Source organism: Flavobacterium sp. ACN6 (assembly GCF_002304005.1).
In the GTDB taxonomy this organism is placed as follows: domain Bacteria; phylum Bacteroidota; class Bacteroidia; order Flavobacteriales; family Flavobacteriaceae; genus Flavobacterium.
This window is the reverse complement of the sequence record NZ_MRCQ01000005.1, coordinates 99,466-116,765: the sequence shown is the minus strand read 5'-3', so window position 1 is coordinate 116,765 and position 17,300 is coordinate 99,466. Positions and strand designations below refer to the sequence as shown.

General features: G+C 30.8%; 15 protein-coding genes. 13 read left to right on the top strand and 2 right to left on the bottom strand.

Annotated features, from left to right (window positions below):
• Window positions 1–7 precede the first annotated feature (7 nt).
• Complete coding sequence (locus BSF42_RS09460; RefSeq protein WP_095952843.1) at window positions 8–2,131, top strand: Tex family protein; 2,124 nt, start codon at window positions 8–10, stop codon at window positions 2,129–2,131.
• A 99-nt stretch (window positions 2,132–2,230) separates the two neighbouring features.
• Here the strand turns inward: BSF42_RS09460 and BSF42_RS09455 are convergent, their stop codons facing one another.
• Window positions 2,231–3,628: a glycosyl hydrolase family 8 gene (locus BSF42_RS09455; RefSeq protein WP_095952842.1), complete on the bottom strand. Its 1,398-nt coding sequence runs from the start codon at window positions 3,626–3,628 to the stop codon at window positions 2,231–2,233.
• 117 nt (window positions 3,629–3,745) lie between these two features.
• Window positions 3,746–3,922 (bottom strand): twin-arginine translocase TatA/TatE family subunit, encoded by a 177-nt coding sequence (locus tag BSF42_RS09450; protein WP_057115473.1) that lies wholly within the window; start codon window positions 3,920–3,922, stop codon window positions 3,746–3,748.
• Between the two features lie 212 nt (window positions 3,923–4,134).
• On the opposite strand from BSF42_RS09450, the gene BSF42_RS09445 reads away from it, so the two are divergent.
• From BSF42_RS09445 to BSF42_RS09390, 12 genes are all read left to right on the top strand, one after another.
• The gene (locus BSF42_RS09445; RefSeq protein ID WP_095952841.1) at window positions 4,135–4,641 is read left to right on the top strand and encodes a peptidase; all 507 of its coding nucleotides are present in this window, start codon (window positions 4,135–4,137) and stop codon (window positions 4,639–4,641) included.
• Window positions 4,642–4,652: 11 nt separating this feature from the next.
• Window positions 4,653–6,137, top strand: coding sequence for a GH3 auxin-responsive promoter family protein (locus BSF42_RS09440; protein ID WP_095952840.1), 1,485 nt, complete (start codon window positions 4,653–4,655; stop codon window positions 6,135–6,137).
• A gap of 74 nt (window positions 6,138–6,211) precedes the next feature.
• Entirely contained in the window at window positions 6,212–6,784 is a 573-nt protein-coding gene (locus BSF42_RS09435) for a transposase (RefSeq protein ID WP_095952839.1), read from the top strand.
• 129 nt (window positions 6,785–6,913) lie between these two features.
• Window positions 6,914–8,602, top strand: a complete 1,689-nt coding sequence (locus BSF42_RS09430) for a hypothetical protein (protein WP_095952838.1) — start codon at window positions 6,914–6,916, stop codon at window positions 8,600–8,602.
• Complete coding sequence (locus BSF42_RS09425) at window positions 8,603–9,586, top strand: hypothetical protein (protein ID WP_095952837.1); 984 nt, start codon at window positions 8,603–8,605, stop codon at window positions 9,584–9,586.
• Window positions 9,587–9,653: 67 nt separating this feature from the next.
• Window positions 9,654–10,163 carry a hypothetical protein gene (locus BSF42_RS09420; protein ID WP_095952836.1) on the top strand — a complete coding sequence of 170 codons (510 nt, stop codon included), beginning with the start codon at window positions 9,654–9,656 and terminating at the stop codon, window positions 10,161–10,163.
• Between the two features lie 59 nt (window positions 10,164–10,222).
• On the top strand, window positions 10,223–11,470 hold the full coding sequence (locus tag BSF42_RS09415; protein ID WP_095952835.1) for an oligosaccharide flippase family protein: 1,248 nt from the start codon (window positions 10,223–10,225) through the stop codon (window positions 11,468–11,470).
• A complete protein-coding gene (locus BSF42_RS09410; RefSeq protein ID WP_095952834.1) occupies window positions 11,463–12,455 on the top strand; it encodes a glycosyltransferase family 2 protein in 993 nt (330 codons plus the stop codon). Before BSF42_RS09415 ends, BSF42_RS09410 begins: the two co-directional genes overlap by 8 nt.
• Window positions 12,452–13,780: a hypothetical protein gene (locus BSF42_RS09405; RefSeq protein ID WP_095952833.1), complete on the top strand. Its 1,329-nt coding sequence runs from the start codon at window positions 12,452–12,454 to the stop codon at window positions 13,778–13,780. Before BSF42_RS09410 ends, BSF42_RS09405 begins: the two co-directional genes overlap by 4 nt.
• The gene (locus BSF42_RS09400) at window positions 13,758–14,906 is read left to right on the top strand and encodes a glycosyltransferase (protein ID WP_095952832.1); all 1,149 of its coding nucleotides are present in this window, start codon (window positions 13,758–13,760) and stop codon (window positions 14,904–14,906) included. Before BSF42_RS09405 ends, BSF42_RS09400 begins: the two co-directional genes overlap by 23 nt.
• Window positions 14,893–16,137, top strand: coding sequence for an O-antigen ligase (locus BSF42_RS09395; protein ID WP_095952831.1), 1,245 nt, complete (start codon window positions 14,893–14,895; stop codon window positions 16,135–16,137). Before BSF42_RS09400 ends, BSF42_RS09395 begins: the two co-directional genes overlap by 14 nt.
• A complete protein-coding gene (locus tag BSF42_RS09390; RefSeq protein WP_095953024.1) occupies window positions 16,118–17,233 on the top strand; it encodes a glycosyltransferase in 1,116 nt (371 codons plus the stop codon). The genes BSF42_RS09395 and BSF42_RS09390 overlap by 20 nt, the downstream gene beginning before the upstream one ends.
• Window positions 17,234–17,300: the final 67 nt, after the last annotated feature.

The following is a 17,300-nucleotide window of genomic DNA, read 5'->3' as shown; positions in this document are numbered from 1 at the left end:
TAAATAAATGACTAATATTCAATTTATTGCCAAATCTGTTCAGGCACCACCAATCAGCATTCAAAACACTGTAAAATTATTAGAGGAAGATTGTACTATTCCGTTTATTTCCAGATACCGAAAAGATTCGACTGGAAATCTAGATGAAACTGTAATTGAGCAGATTGCAAAATTGCAAAAAGACTACGATACACTTGTAAAACGTAAAGAAGCCGTTCTAAAATCTATTGAAGAACAAAAAGCACTTACGCCAGAATTGAAACAAAAAATTGAACAGAGTTTTGATCTTCAAGAAATTGAAGATTTTTACCTTCCATATAAAAAGAAGAAAAAAACAAAAGCAGATGTTGCGCGTGAATTTGGTTTAGAGCCTTTGGCAAAAATTATCATGTCTGAAAGTGATGCTGACGTTGATTTTATTTCGACACAATACATCAATGAAAATGTTATTAATGAAGAAGCCGCTATGCAGGGCGCGCGAGATATTGTAGCCGAATGGATCAACGAAAATATTTATGTTCGTAAACAGCTGCGTAGATTATATCAGCGAAAAGCAACCATTGGAACCAAAGTTGTAAAAAAGAAAGCAGAGGAGGAGGGAGCACAAAAATTCAGTCAGTATTTTGATTGGGAAGAACCTTTGACAAAAGCGCCGGCACACCGATTATTGGCAATGCTTCGTGCAGAGAATGAAGGATTTATCAAAATGAAAATTGATGTTGATATCGACGAAGCTTACGATGTAATTGACGAAATCATTATTAAAAAACAAAATAACACAACAGCTCATTTGCAATTAGCGATTGAAGACAGTTACAAACGTTTATTAAATCCGGCGATTGGAAATGAAACTTTGCAGGAAGCAAAAGCAAAAGCCGATGCCAATTCTATTCAGGTTTTTGCCAACAATTTAGGGCAGTTATTATTGGCGCCGCCTTTGGGAGAAAAACGTATTTTGGCAATCGATCCTGGATTTAGAAGCGGTTGTAAAATAGTTTGTCTGGATGAAAAAGGCGATTTATTATACAATGAAACGATTTATCCGCACGCGCCTCAAAAGGAGGAAGCAATGGCGATAAAAAAAATTCGTTCAATGGTAAATGCGTATCAAATTGATGCAATTTCTATTGGAAACGGAACTGCTTCACGCGAAACCGAATTTTTTATCAAAAAAATAGCATTCGACAAACCGGTTCAGGTTTTCATTGTTTCTGAAGCAGGAGCTTCGGTTTATTCGGCATCAAAAATTGCAAGGGAAGAATTTCCAAATTATGATGTAACGGTTCGTGGTTCGGTTTCTATCGGAAGAAGACTTTCAGATCCGCTAGCCGAATTGGTAAAAATTGATCCAAAAGCTATCGGCGTAGGCCAATATCAACATGATGTGGATCAAACCAAACTTAAAGAAGAATTAGATAATACGGTAATTCGCTGCGTAAACTCGGTTGGAATCAATATCAACACAGCAAGTAAACATTTGCTAAGTTATGTGAGTGGAATAGGAGAGAAGCTGGCAGAAAACATCGTACAGTATCGCTCAGAAAATGGTCCGTTTGAAGATAGAAAACAGTTGAAAAAAGTACCTCGTTTGGGTGATAAAGCGTATCAGCAAGGTGCGGCATTTATTAGAATTACAAATGCTAAAAATCCGCTGGATAATTCGGCTGTCCATCCAGAAGCTTATTCGGTTGTGGAAAAGATGGCAAAAGATTTGAAACTTTCGGTAAACGATTTAATTGCCAATAAAGAGAAAACAGCGCTTATTAAAGCCGAAAACTATATTACACCTGAAATTGGTTTGCTTACGCTAAAAGATATCATCAAAGAGCTTGAAAAGCCCGGATTAGACCCAAGAAAGTCGGCTAAGGTTTTTGAATTTGACGCAAACGTAAAATCGATCAAAGATGTGAAAACTGGAATGATTCTTCCGGGAATTGTTAATAACATTACCAACTTTGGCTGTTTTGTTGACATCGGAATTAAAGAAAGCGGCTTGGTTCACATTTCTCAGTTAAAAGCTGGATTTGTGAGCGATGTAAACGAAGTGGTGAAATTGCATCAGCATGTTGATGTGAAAGTAACTGAAGTTGATGAGGATAGAAAAAGAATTCAGTTGACGATGGTACTGTAAGAAATTCCAATTTTTTAAATTCCAAATTCCATAACTGGAATTATTAAATAAAAAAACTCCCAAGTTACAAACTGTAAATTGGGAGTTTCTATTTTAAGATTATTTCAAAATCACTTTTTTAGTGACACTTTTAAAATCATCATTTGATATTTTGACGAAATAAACTCCTGAGGCATAATGGCCTAAATTGATCTCGGTTGATTCTGATATTGTTTTCTGCTGGTGAATCACACTTCCGGAAGGAGAAATTACTGAAATAGTCGATTGCTGAGGTGCACTAACCGTGATTCGATCTGCACTCGGGTTTGGGAAAAGCGTAACAGTAGATTTTTCAATATCAAAATTTTCATTGGACAATGTGGCGTTTAGAGGCAAATAAAAATTACCCGTTAGTAAAAAGGAGTATAATGTTTTTAAAGTATGATTAAAGTAGCTGTTTGGCTCATTGAGGTTTTTTAAATCGGTGTAAGAATCATTTAAATGCTGTTGATTTTCGCCCGCCATCGCAGCACAGGCAAATGAGCCAACGAAAGTAGCATTATGCCATTGTCCGCGCAATGAACCGTCTTGGTTATAACCATCTTTAATGTTTGATGTGCCGCCCAAATTTAGACGAACAAAATCGGATGATTTTTTAGCGTATGCTTTGGCATCAGCATTTCCGTACCATACATAATCTACCGCAATACGCCAAGGCGTTCTGGCAGCATCATACGTATAACTTTTCCCGCCATTGTTATATCCTCCAGCTTGCGACGAATAGGCTCCAGAAGCTTCACACCAGTCAGAAACTAAACCTCCTACGGCATTGTTTTGAGTTAAATTATTGTTGATAACTGTATAAGATTTCGCCGCAACTTGATTCCAAAAAGCAGTATCATTTGTAAAAACACCAAAAGCACGGTAATAAGCAGGAGAGAAGTAAGAAGGATTTGTAATCTGGCTCCCGCCGAATTGATCTCCAGGTTTTAAAACATATGTATTAGCTTCAACTTCGTAATTTTTAATCGCAGTAATTAAAGCTGTTGCATCACTTTTATAATTGATATTTCCAGTGCTTCCCCATTGGAAGTCAGCAACTATGAGGGCAAAAGCCGCATCAAGTTCAGCATCTGTAGCACCGTTTTGACCGATAGTTCCAGAACAGCCGCTAATTTTCCAGTTCATAACTTTATTACCGTTTACATTGTCTTTATAATACAGCCAAAGTCCGTCAAAAAGAATTCTATCTGCTTTATACGCAGAAAGAAGCATGCCGTAAGCAATTCCTTCGGAAACAGTTTGAGAAGGATCGTCAAATTTTACTCTGTATCTCCCGTTAGAACAAGATTCTACAAAATTAATTTGCCAAGTATCATAATTGTTTTGAGCATCTAGACTGTTTTTAGACGATGCCATTAAGCCATTGTTGAATACAATATTGGCAGGAAACGGTTGCTTTTGTGCATTACCTTTGAGACACAAAAATGCAACAGTAATTAGAAGTAGGTTTTTCATAATTATTGTTTAATGGATTTAGGGACTCTAAAAGTAAGATTTTTTAGATATAAAAAAAATCCCAGACTGCAATTTGTAAAAATTGCAGTCTGGGACTTGTTAATAAGTTGAAGGTTACTATTTCGTTTCTTCTTCTTGTTTCTTAGCAGCAGGTTGATCGTCTTTAGCAGCGTTTTTAAATTCCTTAATTCCACTTCCTAAACCTTTCATTAATTCTGGAATTTTTTTACCTCCAAAAAGTAATATCACAATACCTACTATAACAAGGATTTCTGTAAGACCTAATCTTCCCATGACTGTATATTTAATGCCGAAGCAAATTGATTATTAAGTTTTCACCGCAAAGGTATATAGAAATATACGAACTAGTTGTGTTTTTGGTTTAAAATATTTGTATAATACCACGTTAAATATTTTATAAAATAGTAAATTAAGCAGATTCATACAACTTTTGCAAGCATTATCAATATGATTAATTACTATATTTGCTTGATTAAAAAAGTGAAATGGCTAAGAAAAAGAAGAAGAATTTAAGGAAAAAATTATTCATCAAAAACCGATTGGTAATTTTGAATGAAGATACTTTTGAGGAAATTTTTTCCTTCAGGCTTACTTTAATGAACGTGTTTGTAACGTTTACCTTAGGAGGAATTTTTTTAATTTTAATTACAACTTTTATAATTGCCTTCACCCCGCTTCGAGAATTTATTCCAGGATATTCTTCGACAGAGTTAAAAAGAAATGCAACCAAATTGGCGATCAAGTCAGATTCGCTGGAAACTGCTTTACGACAAAATGAAGCTTATATAAAAGGAGTTCAAAAGGTTTTAAAAGGCGAAATGGAATATTCGAAATTCAATAAAGATTCTATTTTAGCAGAAACAGTTGAGGATGCTTCAGATTTAAATATGAAAGCATCTGATGCTGAGATTAAATTAAGAGAAGAAGTAGCAGAAACTGAAAAGGAAATCAAAACTAAATCTCAAGACAAAAAGAAAAGTGACAAAAAATAATACCATATCAAATGTCAATTAAAGGAATTGCAGCAAAATTATTTGCTAGTAGAATATATAACCAAACGCAGGCATGGGCCCAAAAACCTGTAGAAACACAAGAAAAAATCTTTAAAAAGCTTGTAAAAGAAGCCAGAGAAACAAGTTTTGGTAAAGATCATCATTTTGGTCAGATTAAAACTTTTCAAGATTTTCAACAAAATGTTCCAGTAAGAGATTATGAAGATTTAAAACCTTATATAGAAAAAGTAATAAAAGGGGAGGAAGATATTTTATGGAAAGGAAAACCACTTTATTTTGCTAAAACTTCTGGAACAACTTCTGGTGCAAAATTTATTCCGTTAACCAAAGAATCGATGCCGTCTCATATTGAAGCGTCGCGCAACGCGATTTTACATTATGTACATGAAACGGGAAATACAGATTTTATAGACGGAAAAATGATTTTCCTGCAAGGAAGTCCGATTCTGACTGAAAAATACGGAATTAAATTTGGAAGATTATCTGGAATTGCGGCACATTTTGTTCCGAGATATTTACAGAGAAACAGAATGCCATCTTGGGAAACCAATTGTATTGAAGATTGGGAAACCAAAGTTGATGCTATTGCAGAGGAGACAATTAGAGAAAATATGACCGTTATTTCTGGAATTCCGTCATGGGTTCAAATGTATTTTGAGCGTTTACAGCAAAAAAGAGATGGAAAGAAAATAGGCGATATATTTAAAAATTTTAATTTGTTCATTTACGGAGGTGTTAATTACGAACCGTATCGCGCGAAGTTCGAAAATATGATTGGCAGAAAAGTAGACAGTATAGAATTGTTTCCTGCTTCTGAAGGATTTTTTGCCTATCAGGATTCTCAAAAAGAAAAGGGAATGCTTTTGTTATTGAATTCTGGCATTTTTTATGAGTTTATAAAAGCAGATGAATTTTTTGAAGAAAACCCAAAAGTACTAACAATTGGTGAAGTAGAAATAGGTGTAAATTACGTTTTAATTGTTTCTACAAATGCCGGACTTTGGAGATATAATATTGGGGACACGGTTCAGTTTACTTCTTTATTACCGCATCGTGTTATAGTTTCTGGACGTATCAAGCATTACATTTCTGCTTTTGGAGAACACGTAATTGCAAATGAAGTAGAGAATGCAATGAAAGATGCTGTGGCATCAACCAATATTGTTATTAACGAATTTACTGTTGCGCCGCAAATTAATCCTTCAAACGGATTACCATATCACGAATGGTTTGTTGAATTTGAAAACGAGCCGGAAAATATGGAAACTTTCGCCGATGCAATCGATAATTCAATGCGTAAACAGAATATTTACTATGATGATTTAATTACTGGAAATGTTTTAAGAAAAGTGGTGATTACCAAAGTTTCTAAAAACGGTTTTCAGGATTACATGAAATCGCAGGGAAAATTAGGCGGACAAAATAAAATTCCAAGATTGTCGAATGACAGAAAGATTGCGGATAATTTGAGATAATCTTATATACTATTTTACTTATTAAATAGTTATTGATTCACATAAATTGGGATGGATAAGTAAATCAAAATTTAATGAGTCAAGGAAAATTTCAAAATAAATATCGTATTTCTTCGATAAGAGCGCAATGGTGGGATTATGGCTGGAACGGAGCCTATTTTATAACTATTTGTACACAAGACAGAAGGCATTATTTTGGAGAAATTCGAAACAATGAAATGGTTTTATCACATGTCGGAATTATTGCCGATTTATTATGGCATCAAATTCCCATACATCATGATAACGTTGAATTGGGTGATTTTGTGGTCATGCCAAATCATATTCACGGAATTTTGATTATCGATAAACAATTGGATAACGTTGATACAGTAGATTCAGGGCATGCCCTGTATCTACCATCATCATCGCCAGGTTCAAAACGTTTTCAAAACATTGGAAAAAACACCATTTCGTCAATTGTTGGATCCTATAAATCTGCGGTAACAAAACACGCCAATAGATTGGGATATCCACATCAATGGCAAAAATTATTTTATGATAATATCATTAGAGACAATAATCAATATCAAAGAATTTCTGATTACATTGTTTCAAATCCAGAAAATTGGGCAAAGGATAAATTTAAAACAGATGGTAAATCCTAATTTGAAATAAACATTATAATTAAATCACATTTTTAGTTTTCGATTGAAATAATATTAATATTTCCTACTTTCGTTTATCGAAATACTTTTCATCTTCTTCCAAAAAGAAGATTTTTAAAATAAAAATACATGAAAGAAACCAAACATATATCAAGATCAAGAGCGCAGGAATCATCTGCAGCTATAGAAAAAATGTACATTACCATGCGCCATTTATTCAACCGTGGGTTTTATAAACCAATGGGAGTTTCTGGCGATAGCTTACGCGAATCATTACTGGCATTACGTCCTGAAATTTATGGAAATATTGCCGAAGAAAAAGTAGAATTAAACGGACTTTTGTACGTTATAGAACGTCTTCCTATCGGGATTGAGCAATGTCGTTTTATCAATTTAACTTCAGACGAGGGTTATTCTAAATCGCATTTTCAGGCAATTGTTCCTCCAAAAAGAAGAAGAAACTGCTACAGAATTGACGAAGAACAAATGAATGTCGAAATCACTCGCGGCCGTTCTGATATTTATGATATCTTGACACATTTGACTTTCATTTTTATTGAATCTCATAAAATTAAAAATAGAGTTTTAATTGACGACGGGGGAGAAGTTTCTCGCGACTGGCAGAAATTGGAACAAGCTGTTATGCAGACTAAAAAGCTTTCTTTGGTTGAAAAAGAAAAAGCTATTTCGCATGTTGCTAATATTTTAGCAAGAACTTTCGAAGAAGTTTTGGATATTTACGACGCTTTTGGTTCAGAAAATGCACCAGACCGTTTTCTGCATGTAATTTATTGGTTAGGAAAACTGGCAATTGAAGAAATTGTTGAAAACAATAAACGCACAATTACTTTTAGTCCGGTGTTACGTGAGCGTTTAGGACATCATATTCACGGAGAAATCTGGGCAACTAATATAAAAGAAGTTCTAAAAGCAAACGATTTATTAAAAAGACCAATTCACGTCATTAGTGCAAACATGCACAGTGTAATGAATTCGATTTTTGCAACACCGTTGTTAAAAAATAAATTTAAAGGTAAAACAGATTTCTTTATTTATGAAGAATTAAGCAGTTCAGGCTCAAAAGAAATTAGAGGTCAGGTAGAAGAATTGGCTCTTAAAAACGGAATGATTTCATTGCCAGATTATTCTGGAACAAATATCGACGTTCAGATTTTTGATACTGCAAAAATTGATTGGTCAAAAACGGCATTTTCGTACGCTAATATAGATGAAGATAAACCCGTTATAATCGTAATGGATTATGCGTTTGGCGAGCAGGCTTATGAAACAATCGATGAGCTTTTAAAACCATTTAAAAAAGAAACTTTACTAAATGTAAAATCGGTTTCGATTATGGGTAAAGCCGGAATTCTAGAAGGAGGTAAAGGAGATATTATGATCCCGACGGCACATATAAACGAAGGAACGGCAGATAATTATTTCTTCGAAAATGAACTTACAGGCGCTATGTTTGAAGGAAATGACATTGATATTTATGAAGGCGCAATGGTTACGGTTCTTGGAACTTCATTGCAAAACAGAGATTTATTGAAATTTTTCCACGAATCAACCTGGGGCGTAATTGGTCTTGAAATGGAAGGATCATATTACCAAAAAGCGATTCAGTCGGCATCTAAAATTAGAAAAAGTGTGCCTCACGATATTAAAGTTCGTTATGCCTATTATGCTTCAGATAATCCGTTAGAAACAGGAAGTACATTAGCTTCTGGAGGATTAGGAACAACTGGCGTAAAACCAACTTATTTGATTACAATTAAAATTTTGGAACAGATTTTCAACATAAAAGAACCAGTGTAAATGAGTACAAAAGTACCGCAAAACCAAGAAGATCAGGAAATTGATTTGGCGCAGATTTCAAGAAAAATCAGCAGTTTCTTTGATCGGGTTAACGCTTCTATTTTTAGAAGTCTTCAGTTTTTTGTTCGAAATTGGATTATAGTTGTATTGCTGCTTGTGGTTGGTTTTGGAATGGGAATTTTTTTAGATAAAACCCAAAAAAGTTACGAGCATCAAATTATTGTAACTCCAAATTTTGGAAGTACAGACTATTTATATTCAAAAATCGATCTAATAGATTCAAAAATTAAGGAAAATGATACTTTGTTTTTGAAAAATGTTGTAGGAATTGAGCAGCCTAAAAATCTGAAATCGATAGAAATAAAGCCTATAGCCGATGTATATAACTTTATCAATAATAAACCTGAAAATTTTGAATTAATAAAATTGATGGCTGAAGATGGTGATATAAACAAGGTTCTTCAAGAAAATATTACGAGTAAAAACTATACTTTTCAAACTATAATTTTTGGAACAAAAAATAAAATATCTGAAGAAAAAATTATTAAACCGCTTTTAGAATACTTTAATAACTCTGATCATTATACTAAAATACAAAAAGAAATGTATCGAAATGTTCAGCTAAAAATACAAAAAAACGATACAATTATAAAGCAAATAGATGGTGTCTTAAATAACTTTTCTAAATCTACAAATAGTAGTGCTAAAAGTGATAAACTGGTTTACTATAATGAAAATACACAGTTAAACGATATCATTAAAACAAAAGATGCTTTAATTAACGAGCAGGCAATCCATCACATTGAATTAATTACGTTTGATAAAATTGTTAAAGAAAGTAGTATTACTGCTAATATAGAATCTGTAAAGTTTATTGGAAAATATTTAAAATTTTTATTGCCCGTTTTATTTGTAGTACTATTTATATTTTGTCGAATCTTTATTGCATTTTACAGAAGGCAAAAAGATTTAAATGTTTCCTAAAATTTTAGAATTTATTTATTTTTAAATACCATAGTAAAAAAATATATTTTTGCCCAAAAAAATCCAAATGAAGATAAAATTTATAATTTCAGTTTTAATTTTCGGACTTCTTTTTAGTTCCTGTAAGGAAGAAAAGGTAGTAAAAGAAAAACAAAACTTTACGGTTACTATTGAAGGTATATTTGAAAAAAATGATAAACTGCAAGTTTTTTATTTAATAGCAGGAGATGTTTGGAAAGATGCAAATTCAGTTTCACAGCCAATCTATGCATCTAAGGAAATGCAGAAAATTGTAATAAATTTTCCAGAAAAAGTTGTTCCAGAAAATATTAGAGTCGATTTAGGTTTTAATCCAACTCAGACTAATGTTACAATAAAAAATATTTCAATAAAATATAAGTCAAAAGAAATAAACGGCGATTTTGAGAAATATACAAAATACTTTTATCCAAATGAATTTGTGACATGGGATCCCAATTATTTTGGGTACAAATTGAATGTTATCAATGATAAATATGATCCATTTTTAATGGGTAATGATGAACTTGCAATTCAGTTGGTGAAAATCACAGAATAGCAAAAAACTACTTCAAATTTTGAAGTAGTTTTTTGTTTTATGTCACATATTTTAAGCTAATGAATTTAAAGAAGATTGAATATAAAGAAATCCGAAACTATATAATTTTCGGATCAGGTCAGTTTGTTAATTTATTAGCTCCATTACTTGTAGCTCCTTATGTAATCTCAGTTTGTGGAATTGAACAATGGGGAAAAATCGGCGCTGCAACATCTGTTTTTATAATACTGGAAATATTTATAGATTTCGGCTCTAAACTTTTAGGAGTAAAGGAAATAAGCTCTAATAAAGAAAACAAGAATCGTGTCTCAGAATATCTTAGTGTTACTTATGCGTTTCGTTTTATAGCATTATTATTTATTATTTTCTGCATCATTTTCGTTTTCGTTTTGGTGCCTAATTTAGATTTTAAACTATATATTTTAGGATCATGTTTGCTAGTATCACAGTTTTTTAATCCGATTTGGTTTTATATCGGAATTGAAAATTTTAAAAGAATTAATAAAATAATAATCATTTCTAAAGCAATTTATATACTTTCGGTTTATTTGGTTGTAAATCAAAAATCAGATTATATCTATGTGATTTTTTTATTAGGAATAGCTAACATATTGGTTTATTCCTATTATTACTTTAAAATATTTAAGGAATATAAAATGTCTCTGCTATCTATTTCTAAAAATAAATTGATTGATAGTGTGAAAAAAGAATACCCAATAGTAGTGTCTAATTTATCAATTGCAGTTTACACCAATTTCCCAATTCTAATTATAAAATATATTTTGGGAGATTTTTATGCTGGAATTTACAAAATTGGAGATATGTTTTTAAGTATTTTAAGAAGCTATCTTACTGTATTTTTTAGTGTCAGTTTTCCAAAATTTTGCAGTATTTATTTCGAAAACAAAAGAGAAGCGATCTCACATTTAAAGAAGGTGAATATAGCTAATATTCTGTTTTTGGCATTGGTGGTAGTAATTTTGTATATAGTATCGTTTTTCTTTATTAATAAGTTTGATTTAGATAAAAAGGTGCTTACTTCACTTTTATTTTGTACAAACTTTTTATTTGTTTCTTTGATAGTTGCATTAAACATACCCTTCTATCAAATGTTGATATTAAAAAACCAACAAAATAAAATTGCTCGAATATCATTTTTTGGATCTTTATTAATGTTTGTAAGCTGTTATTTTCTATCAAAAAATTTCAATCTGCAGGGAAGTATAATTTCAATATATATTGTTGAAATATTTATCACTACATCTATTATTCTATCAAGTTTATCACTTTTTAAAAAGAATGATTAAGAAAACAAATTTAACCGATAATTTAGATACGACCCATAATTTGAATCGTAAGGTTTATATCGTTATTCTAAATCATAAAGGATCTTTAGACACTATAGAATGCCTTGAAAGCATTATACATCTGAATTATTTCAATTATCAAGTTTTAGTTGTAGACAATAGTGAGACAGAAGCGCCATTTCAAACATTATTAAATTGGGCATCATTAAAAAAGATTAAATTTGACAGTACTACTGAAAGGAAACTAGATCTTGTGCTTATTCAAACTCAGTTTGTTTTTATAAAAGCAGAAAAAAACAAAGGATTTTCAGCAGGAAATAATATTGCTCTGCATGCGATCTTAAACACTAAAGATTTTGATTCTTATATTTGGTTGTTAAATAATGATACTGTCGTAGACCAAAATTCTCTAAAAGCACAGGTTTTGTATTCCTTACAGCATCAAAATTCGAAAATTGGAATTTTAGGAAGTAAATTGATATACTATTATAAACAAGACACTTTACAAGCTGTTGGAGGAAAATTTAATAAAAAATTCTACATTTCAAGTCATATTGGCGAAGGAGAATCTATAGATAAATCAAAATCAGAATTCGAAAAGATCGATTATGTAATTGGAGCTTCCATGTTCCTTACATTTCAGTTTTTGAAAGAAGTAGGAACTTTGTCAGAAGATTTTTTTCTTTACTATGAAGAATTAGACTGGGCATTTCGTGCCAGAAAAAGTGGCTGGACTTTAGATTGGTGTTTCGAATCTTTGGTTTTTCATAAAGAGGGTGCAACGATAGGATCTTCATATGACCCAAAACAAAAGTCTTTTTTCTCTGAAATAAATGTATTTACAAGCAGAAAGGTTTTTGTGAAAAAACATTATAAACTCGGATTCAAATTTTATTTCTCAAGCTTATTATTGATTTTGAATAGAGTAAGAAGGGGAAAATTTAAACTTGGATTAGAATTGTTAAAAATTACTTTTTGCAAATGAAAATTAAGATAAAAACAATAGTATTTTTTATTGTGCTTTTATTAGCTCTCTATCAGGATTTTCCTTTGGTAAATGTATTTGGAGAAATTGCTCGTTCACCCATTATATTTTTAACAATCCCCATGTTAATTTATATATTGATGCACCAAAAATTAATACTTTCTAAGTATATGCGATACTTTATATATTATATATTGTATGTATTTATAGTAACAATAATTTTTATTCCAATAGTTTATTATCTCAACGGTTCGTTTTTAGTAATAAAAGAAAATATCGTATTAAAAGCAGTAAAACTATTTGTTTACCCATTTTCAATATTGATTTTTTATCAGTTTGTTTATATACTATTTAGTTCAGGGAGAAATAGTTTTGATTACTTTTTTAATGCTCTTTTCAGCCTTCAGGTACTATTGGCAGTTTACTTGTTTTTTGAAGTAATATTTTTAAAGAAAGAAACAATTTTTGCTTCTTTTTTGCATTCAGACAATATTAAATATTATAGAGTCAGATTATTAACTTTGGAAGAAAGCTGGATCGGTACAGTGCTAACGATCTTTATTTTTATACCCGTTTTTTTAGCCAATTATTTGGAAAAACCAAAAAAAATAAAGCAGAAAATATATGTTTTGTCCACTTTTATATTCCTTTATTATACTTTTTTTAGCGAATCAAAAGGATATCTTTTATTAATAGTTGTTTCTGTTTTACCAATGACTATTCAATACATGTATAGTCACAACAAACTCAGAAATGTTTTATTTATTGGTTCTCCACTATTTATCCCTATAGCAATTTTTGTTGTTATAATTTTGCAAAAGAATATCGATGAGCAACTTCATACCAGTATAACATTTGGAACCAGATTGACATCATATCTAGCTTCGCTAAAAGTTTTTATAACACATCCTTTTGGTGTGGGCTGGAGTGGTTTTATTTATTATTATCCAGAAGCAATTAGAGATGTAATCAATACATCTTGGGTAAGTACACTAAATTTGCATGAAATAAAGGGATATTTAACAACAACAAAAGCATTATCCACAAAGACTGATTTTTTTGATAATTTGATGTACGGAGGACTTGGTTTTATTGTTTTCTTCTATAATTTTTTTGTAAAAAGATATTTCTTTTTCTCTAAATTTCGTGATACAAATTTATTTTTTATAAAAGTTCCTTTATTATTTTGCATCTTGGCAGGACTGATTTATGTTACTTTTTATATAAAATATGAAGTATGGTTTTTAATGGCTTTCTTAGATGTGCTGCAAAGTCAAATAAATAATAGAATTTCAAAAGAAAATGAAAATACTTATAGCAGCTAGCTTTTTTCCTTATCCACCTCATTTTGGCGGTGCTTTTGATGTTTTAGAGCGTATAAAAGGACTAAAATCATTAGGACATGAAATTGATTTAGTCTGCACTTGTAAAGAATTTCCAGAAGAAAAAAATATAAGTTTTATAAAACAATATGTCAATGAAGTTATAATTGTTCCTAGAAAAAACAGTCTTATTGACTTGTTTTCACTTAGGCCGCTTCAGGTGGTTTCAAGGAAAGCACTAAAAAAAGTATCATTAAAAAAGAACTATAATTACGCAATTTTAGAATCGGAAAGTGTTGGAATTATATTTGAAAATAAAAGTTTTAAGTCAGATAAAACAATTGTAAGAGTTCATAATAACGAGTCGGATTATTTTTATCAGCTGGCTAAAAGTGCAAAAAATTATGCTGAAAAAATATATTATAGTTTTGAGGCATTACGGTTTAAATCGTATTCGAAAAAAATTTTTAAAAAAGCAGACAGACTTTTGTTTATTTCTAATAAAGAAATAAGCAAGAGGAGTAATAGATCATTTATGGAAAAATCTATTTACATGCCTGCATCAATTAATGACGTTTTGGTTCAACAAGAATTATCGAATAAAAATGTGCTTTTTGTAGGTGCTTTATTCATGCCAAATAATTTTGAAGCAATAATTTGGTATTTAAAAAACGTTCACTCCTTTTTAACTGCAGAAAAAGACTATAAGCTTATAATTGCTGGAAGCACTGGAGATAAAGATCCTAAAAAATTTCAGGAGATATTTGAAATATATCCGAATGTTGAGGTTAGATTAAATCAAAATGATTTAAAAAACTGTTATTCAGAATCAACAATTTTTATTAACCCAATGCTTCACGGCGCCGGGGTAAAATTAAAATCTATAAATGCAATTCAAAATGGTTTGATTTTAATTTCTTCTGAGATTGGAGCAGAAGGAATAGGATTGATAAAAAACGATATGTATTTTGAAGCAAATAAACCAGAAGACTTTTTAAAATCTATATTGAAAGCTTTCAATATGAATGTTGATGAAAAACAAAAAATGGTTCAGAATGCTCAGGATTTTTTAATCCAAAATAATTATTTATCTATTTTGAAAAAAGAAATTCAAGATGAAAAAAAATAAAATAGATCTATATAATTATACCACTATCCTTTTAGGATCTTTTCCAATTCTTGGATTAAAGAAAAGCGTTTTAGCGATCATTTTATGGGCAGTTTTTTCAGTCATAATGGTGATTTCTGAAAAAAGTTATAGATTGATTGAGAAAAAGGATAAACTTAATTTAATAGTATTAACAAGCTATTATTTGGCTTTCGTAATTAGTTTTTTCTTTATTGAAGATAAAAAACTGGCGATGCGTTTTTTAGAAAAAAATGTCGCATTTCTTATTTTTCCCTTATTCATGATTATAAACAAGCGATTTTTTTATGAAAGCACATTACGAAAATCTATAACCGTTTTTATCATCTCCAATATCATTTTAGCCTCTTATATTTGGATCGTAATTTTATCCAACGGGTATTTAAAGGTAATGGAATCAGACACTTACTATAACCCAATTATAAGAAACTTTTTTAGTGATATATCAGAAATTCATCTACCATATTTGGGGATTTTATTTGTTTTTTCAAGTCTTGTGATTTTGAATGCCATTTTTAGTGCTACTAAAAAAATAAGTTATATTAATTTTTTCAGATGCTTGTCAATTGGTCTGTTAATTTTCTCTGTAATTAGTTTTGCAGCAAGATTGGCACTAGTATTATTTATTGTTCTCTCTGTTTTTTTACTTTTTAAAAGAGTATCAGCTGTTTGGATAAAAATCAGTTTTGTGCTTTTTATTTCAACATTGTTTTTTTTAGTTTTTACAATTCCATCTTCAAAGAAAAGAGTAGACGAAATTTGGAATTCAAAACTTATACTGCCAAATAAAACTCAAAAATCAGAAGAAGTTAATTTTAGATACGGTATTTATCATTGTGTTAATCTTGTTTTAAAAGAAAACTGGATAATAGGAGTCGGCCCTGGCAATGTTCAAAAAAAACTAGATAATTGTTACTTAGGTTATACCTACAAAAATTATGATGATTATTCTAAAATAGAATATAATTCGCACAATCAATATTTAGATATATGGCTTAAATATGGTATATTTGGCTTAGCTTTATTTTTTGTTTTTTTACTTTGGGGTATAAAAAATATAAACATACATTATGGAATTTTTCTATTCATAATTATGACAGCGATGTTAACTGAAAATATATTTGACAGACAAGTTGGAGTTGTGTTTTTCACCTTTTTTAACACACTTTTTTTTATTAACCGAAGAGATTATTTTGAAAAAAGCCCTAATTAGCGATTGGTATTATGTAAATGGCGGTGCAGAAAAAGTAATTCATTCAATAAACTCAATTTGGAATGATTTTGATCATTTCGCGCTTATTGATTTTTTGAATGATGAAGATCGCAAATTTATTTTAAATGGGAAAAAAGCAAAAACCAGCTTTATTCAAAAACTACCTACAGTAAAAAAAAATCACCGCAAATTTTTGCAGCTATTTCCTATTGCAATAGAGCAATTTGACTTGAGTGATTACGATCTAATAATCAGTTCTTCCTCAGCTGTTGCAAAAGGAATTAAAGTCGATAAAAACCAACTGCATATTTGTTACTGCCATTCGCCAATGCGTTACGCCTGGGATTTAAGGGAACAATATTTAAAAGACGCCGGATTAACAAAAGGTTTGAAGGGTTTGTATGCGAAATCAGTGTTAGATAAAATTCAAAAATGGGATCTTTCGAATTCAGAAAATGTTGATTTTTTTATTGCCAATTCAAAACATATTGCCCAGCGAATCAAGAAGACCTATAATAAAGACTCAACGGTTATTTATCCGCCTGTTGATGTTGATTTTTTTACTTTAGAAGAAACAAAAGAAGAGTATTATTTTACCGCTTCTCGAATGGTTGCGTACAAAAAAACGCAGTTAATTGTAGAAGCATTTAATCAATTGCCACATTTAAAACTGGTAGTGGCAGGAGAAGGACCCGAATTAGAAAAACTTCAAAAAATTGCAAAAGCTAACATAGAATTTGTGGGTTATGTTGAAAATAAAAAATTAAAAGGTTTAATGCAGAAAGCCAAGGCTTTTGTTTTTGCAGCCGAAGAAGATTTTGGCATAATTCCCGTTGAAGCACAAGCTTGCGGAACGCCGGTTATCGCTTTATCAAAAGGAGGTACTTTGGAAACCGTTATTAAAGATCAAACTGGGATTTTCTTTGATGAGCAATCTTCAGAAAAAATTAAAGAAGCAATAATTAATTTTGGAACAAAAAAATTCGATCCCAAAATAATACGCGAACATGCCGTTTCATTTTCAAAAGAACGATTTGAAAGGGAAATGAAAAAATTCGTAGTAACGAAATTTAAAGAACATAAAGAGCTTCAATAATAAGATAAATTCAAAAAGGCAGCTTAAAAAAATCTCAAATCAGTTACATTTGTGATGTAAATAATTA

Excerpts from the sequence above, each read along its gene's own strand:
- BSF42_RS09460 (WP_095952843.1), top strand. The coding sequence starts at position 8 with ATGACTAATATTCAATTTATTGCCAAATCTGTTCAGGCACCACCAATC.
- BSF42_RS09455 (WP_095952842.1), bottom strand. The coding sequence starts at position 3,628 with ATGAAAAACCTACTTCTAATTACTGTTGCATTTTTGTGTCTCAAAGGT.
- BSF42_RS09450 (WP_057115473.1), bottom strand. The coding sequence starts at position 3,922 with ATGGGAAGATTAGGTCTTACAGAAATCCTTGTTATAGTAGGTATTGTG.
- BSF42_RS09445 (WP_095952841.1), top strand. The coding sequence starts at position 4,135 with ATGGCTAAGAAAAAGAAGAAGAATTTAAGGAAAAAATTATTCATCAAA.
- BSF42_RS09440 (WP_095952840.1), top strand. The coding sequence starts at position 4,653 with ATGTCAATTAAAGGAATTGCAGCAAAATTATTTGCTAGTAGAATATAT.
- BSF42_RS09435 (WP_095952839.1), top strand. The coding sequence starts at position 6,212 with ATGAGTCAAGGAAAATTTCAAAATAAATATCGTATTTCTTCGATAAGA.
- BSF42_RS09430 (WP_095952838.1), top strand. The coding sequence starts at position 6,914 with ATGAAAGAAACCAAACATATATCAAGATCAAGAGCGCAGGAATCATCT.
- BSF42_RS09425 (WP_095952837.1), top strand. The coding sequence starts at position 8,603 with ATGAGTACAAAAGTACCGCAAAACCAAGAAGATCAGGAAATTGATTTG.
- BSF42_RS09420 (WP_095952836.1), top strand. The coding sequence starts at position 9,654 with ATGAAGATAAAATTTATAATTTCAGTTTTAATTTTCGGACTTCTTTTT.
- BSF42_RS09415 (WP_095952835.1), top strand. The coding sequence starts at position 10,223 with ATGAATTTAAAGAAGATTGAATATAAAGAAATCCGAAACTATATAATT.
- BSF42_RS09410 (WP_095952834.1), top strand. The coding sequence starts at position 11,463 with ATGATTAAGAAAACAAATTTAACCGATAATTTAGATACGACCCATAAT.
- BSF42_RS09405 (WP_095952833.1), top strand. The coding sequence starts at position 12,452 with ATGAAAATTAAGATAAAAACAATAGTATTTTTTATTGTGCTTTTATTA.
- BSF42_RS09400 (WP_095952832.1), top strand. The coding sequence starts at position 13,758 with ATGAAAATACTTATAGCAGCTAGCTTTTTTCCTTATCCACCTCATTTT.
- BSF42_RS09395 (WP_095952831.1), top strand. The coding sequence starts at position 14,893 with ATGAAAAAAAATAAAATAGATCTATATAATTATACCACTATCCTTTTA.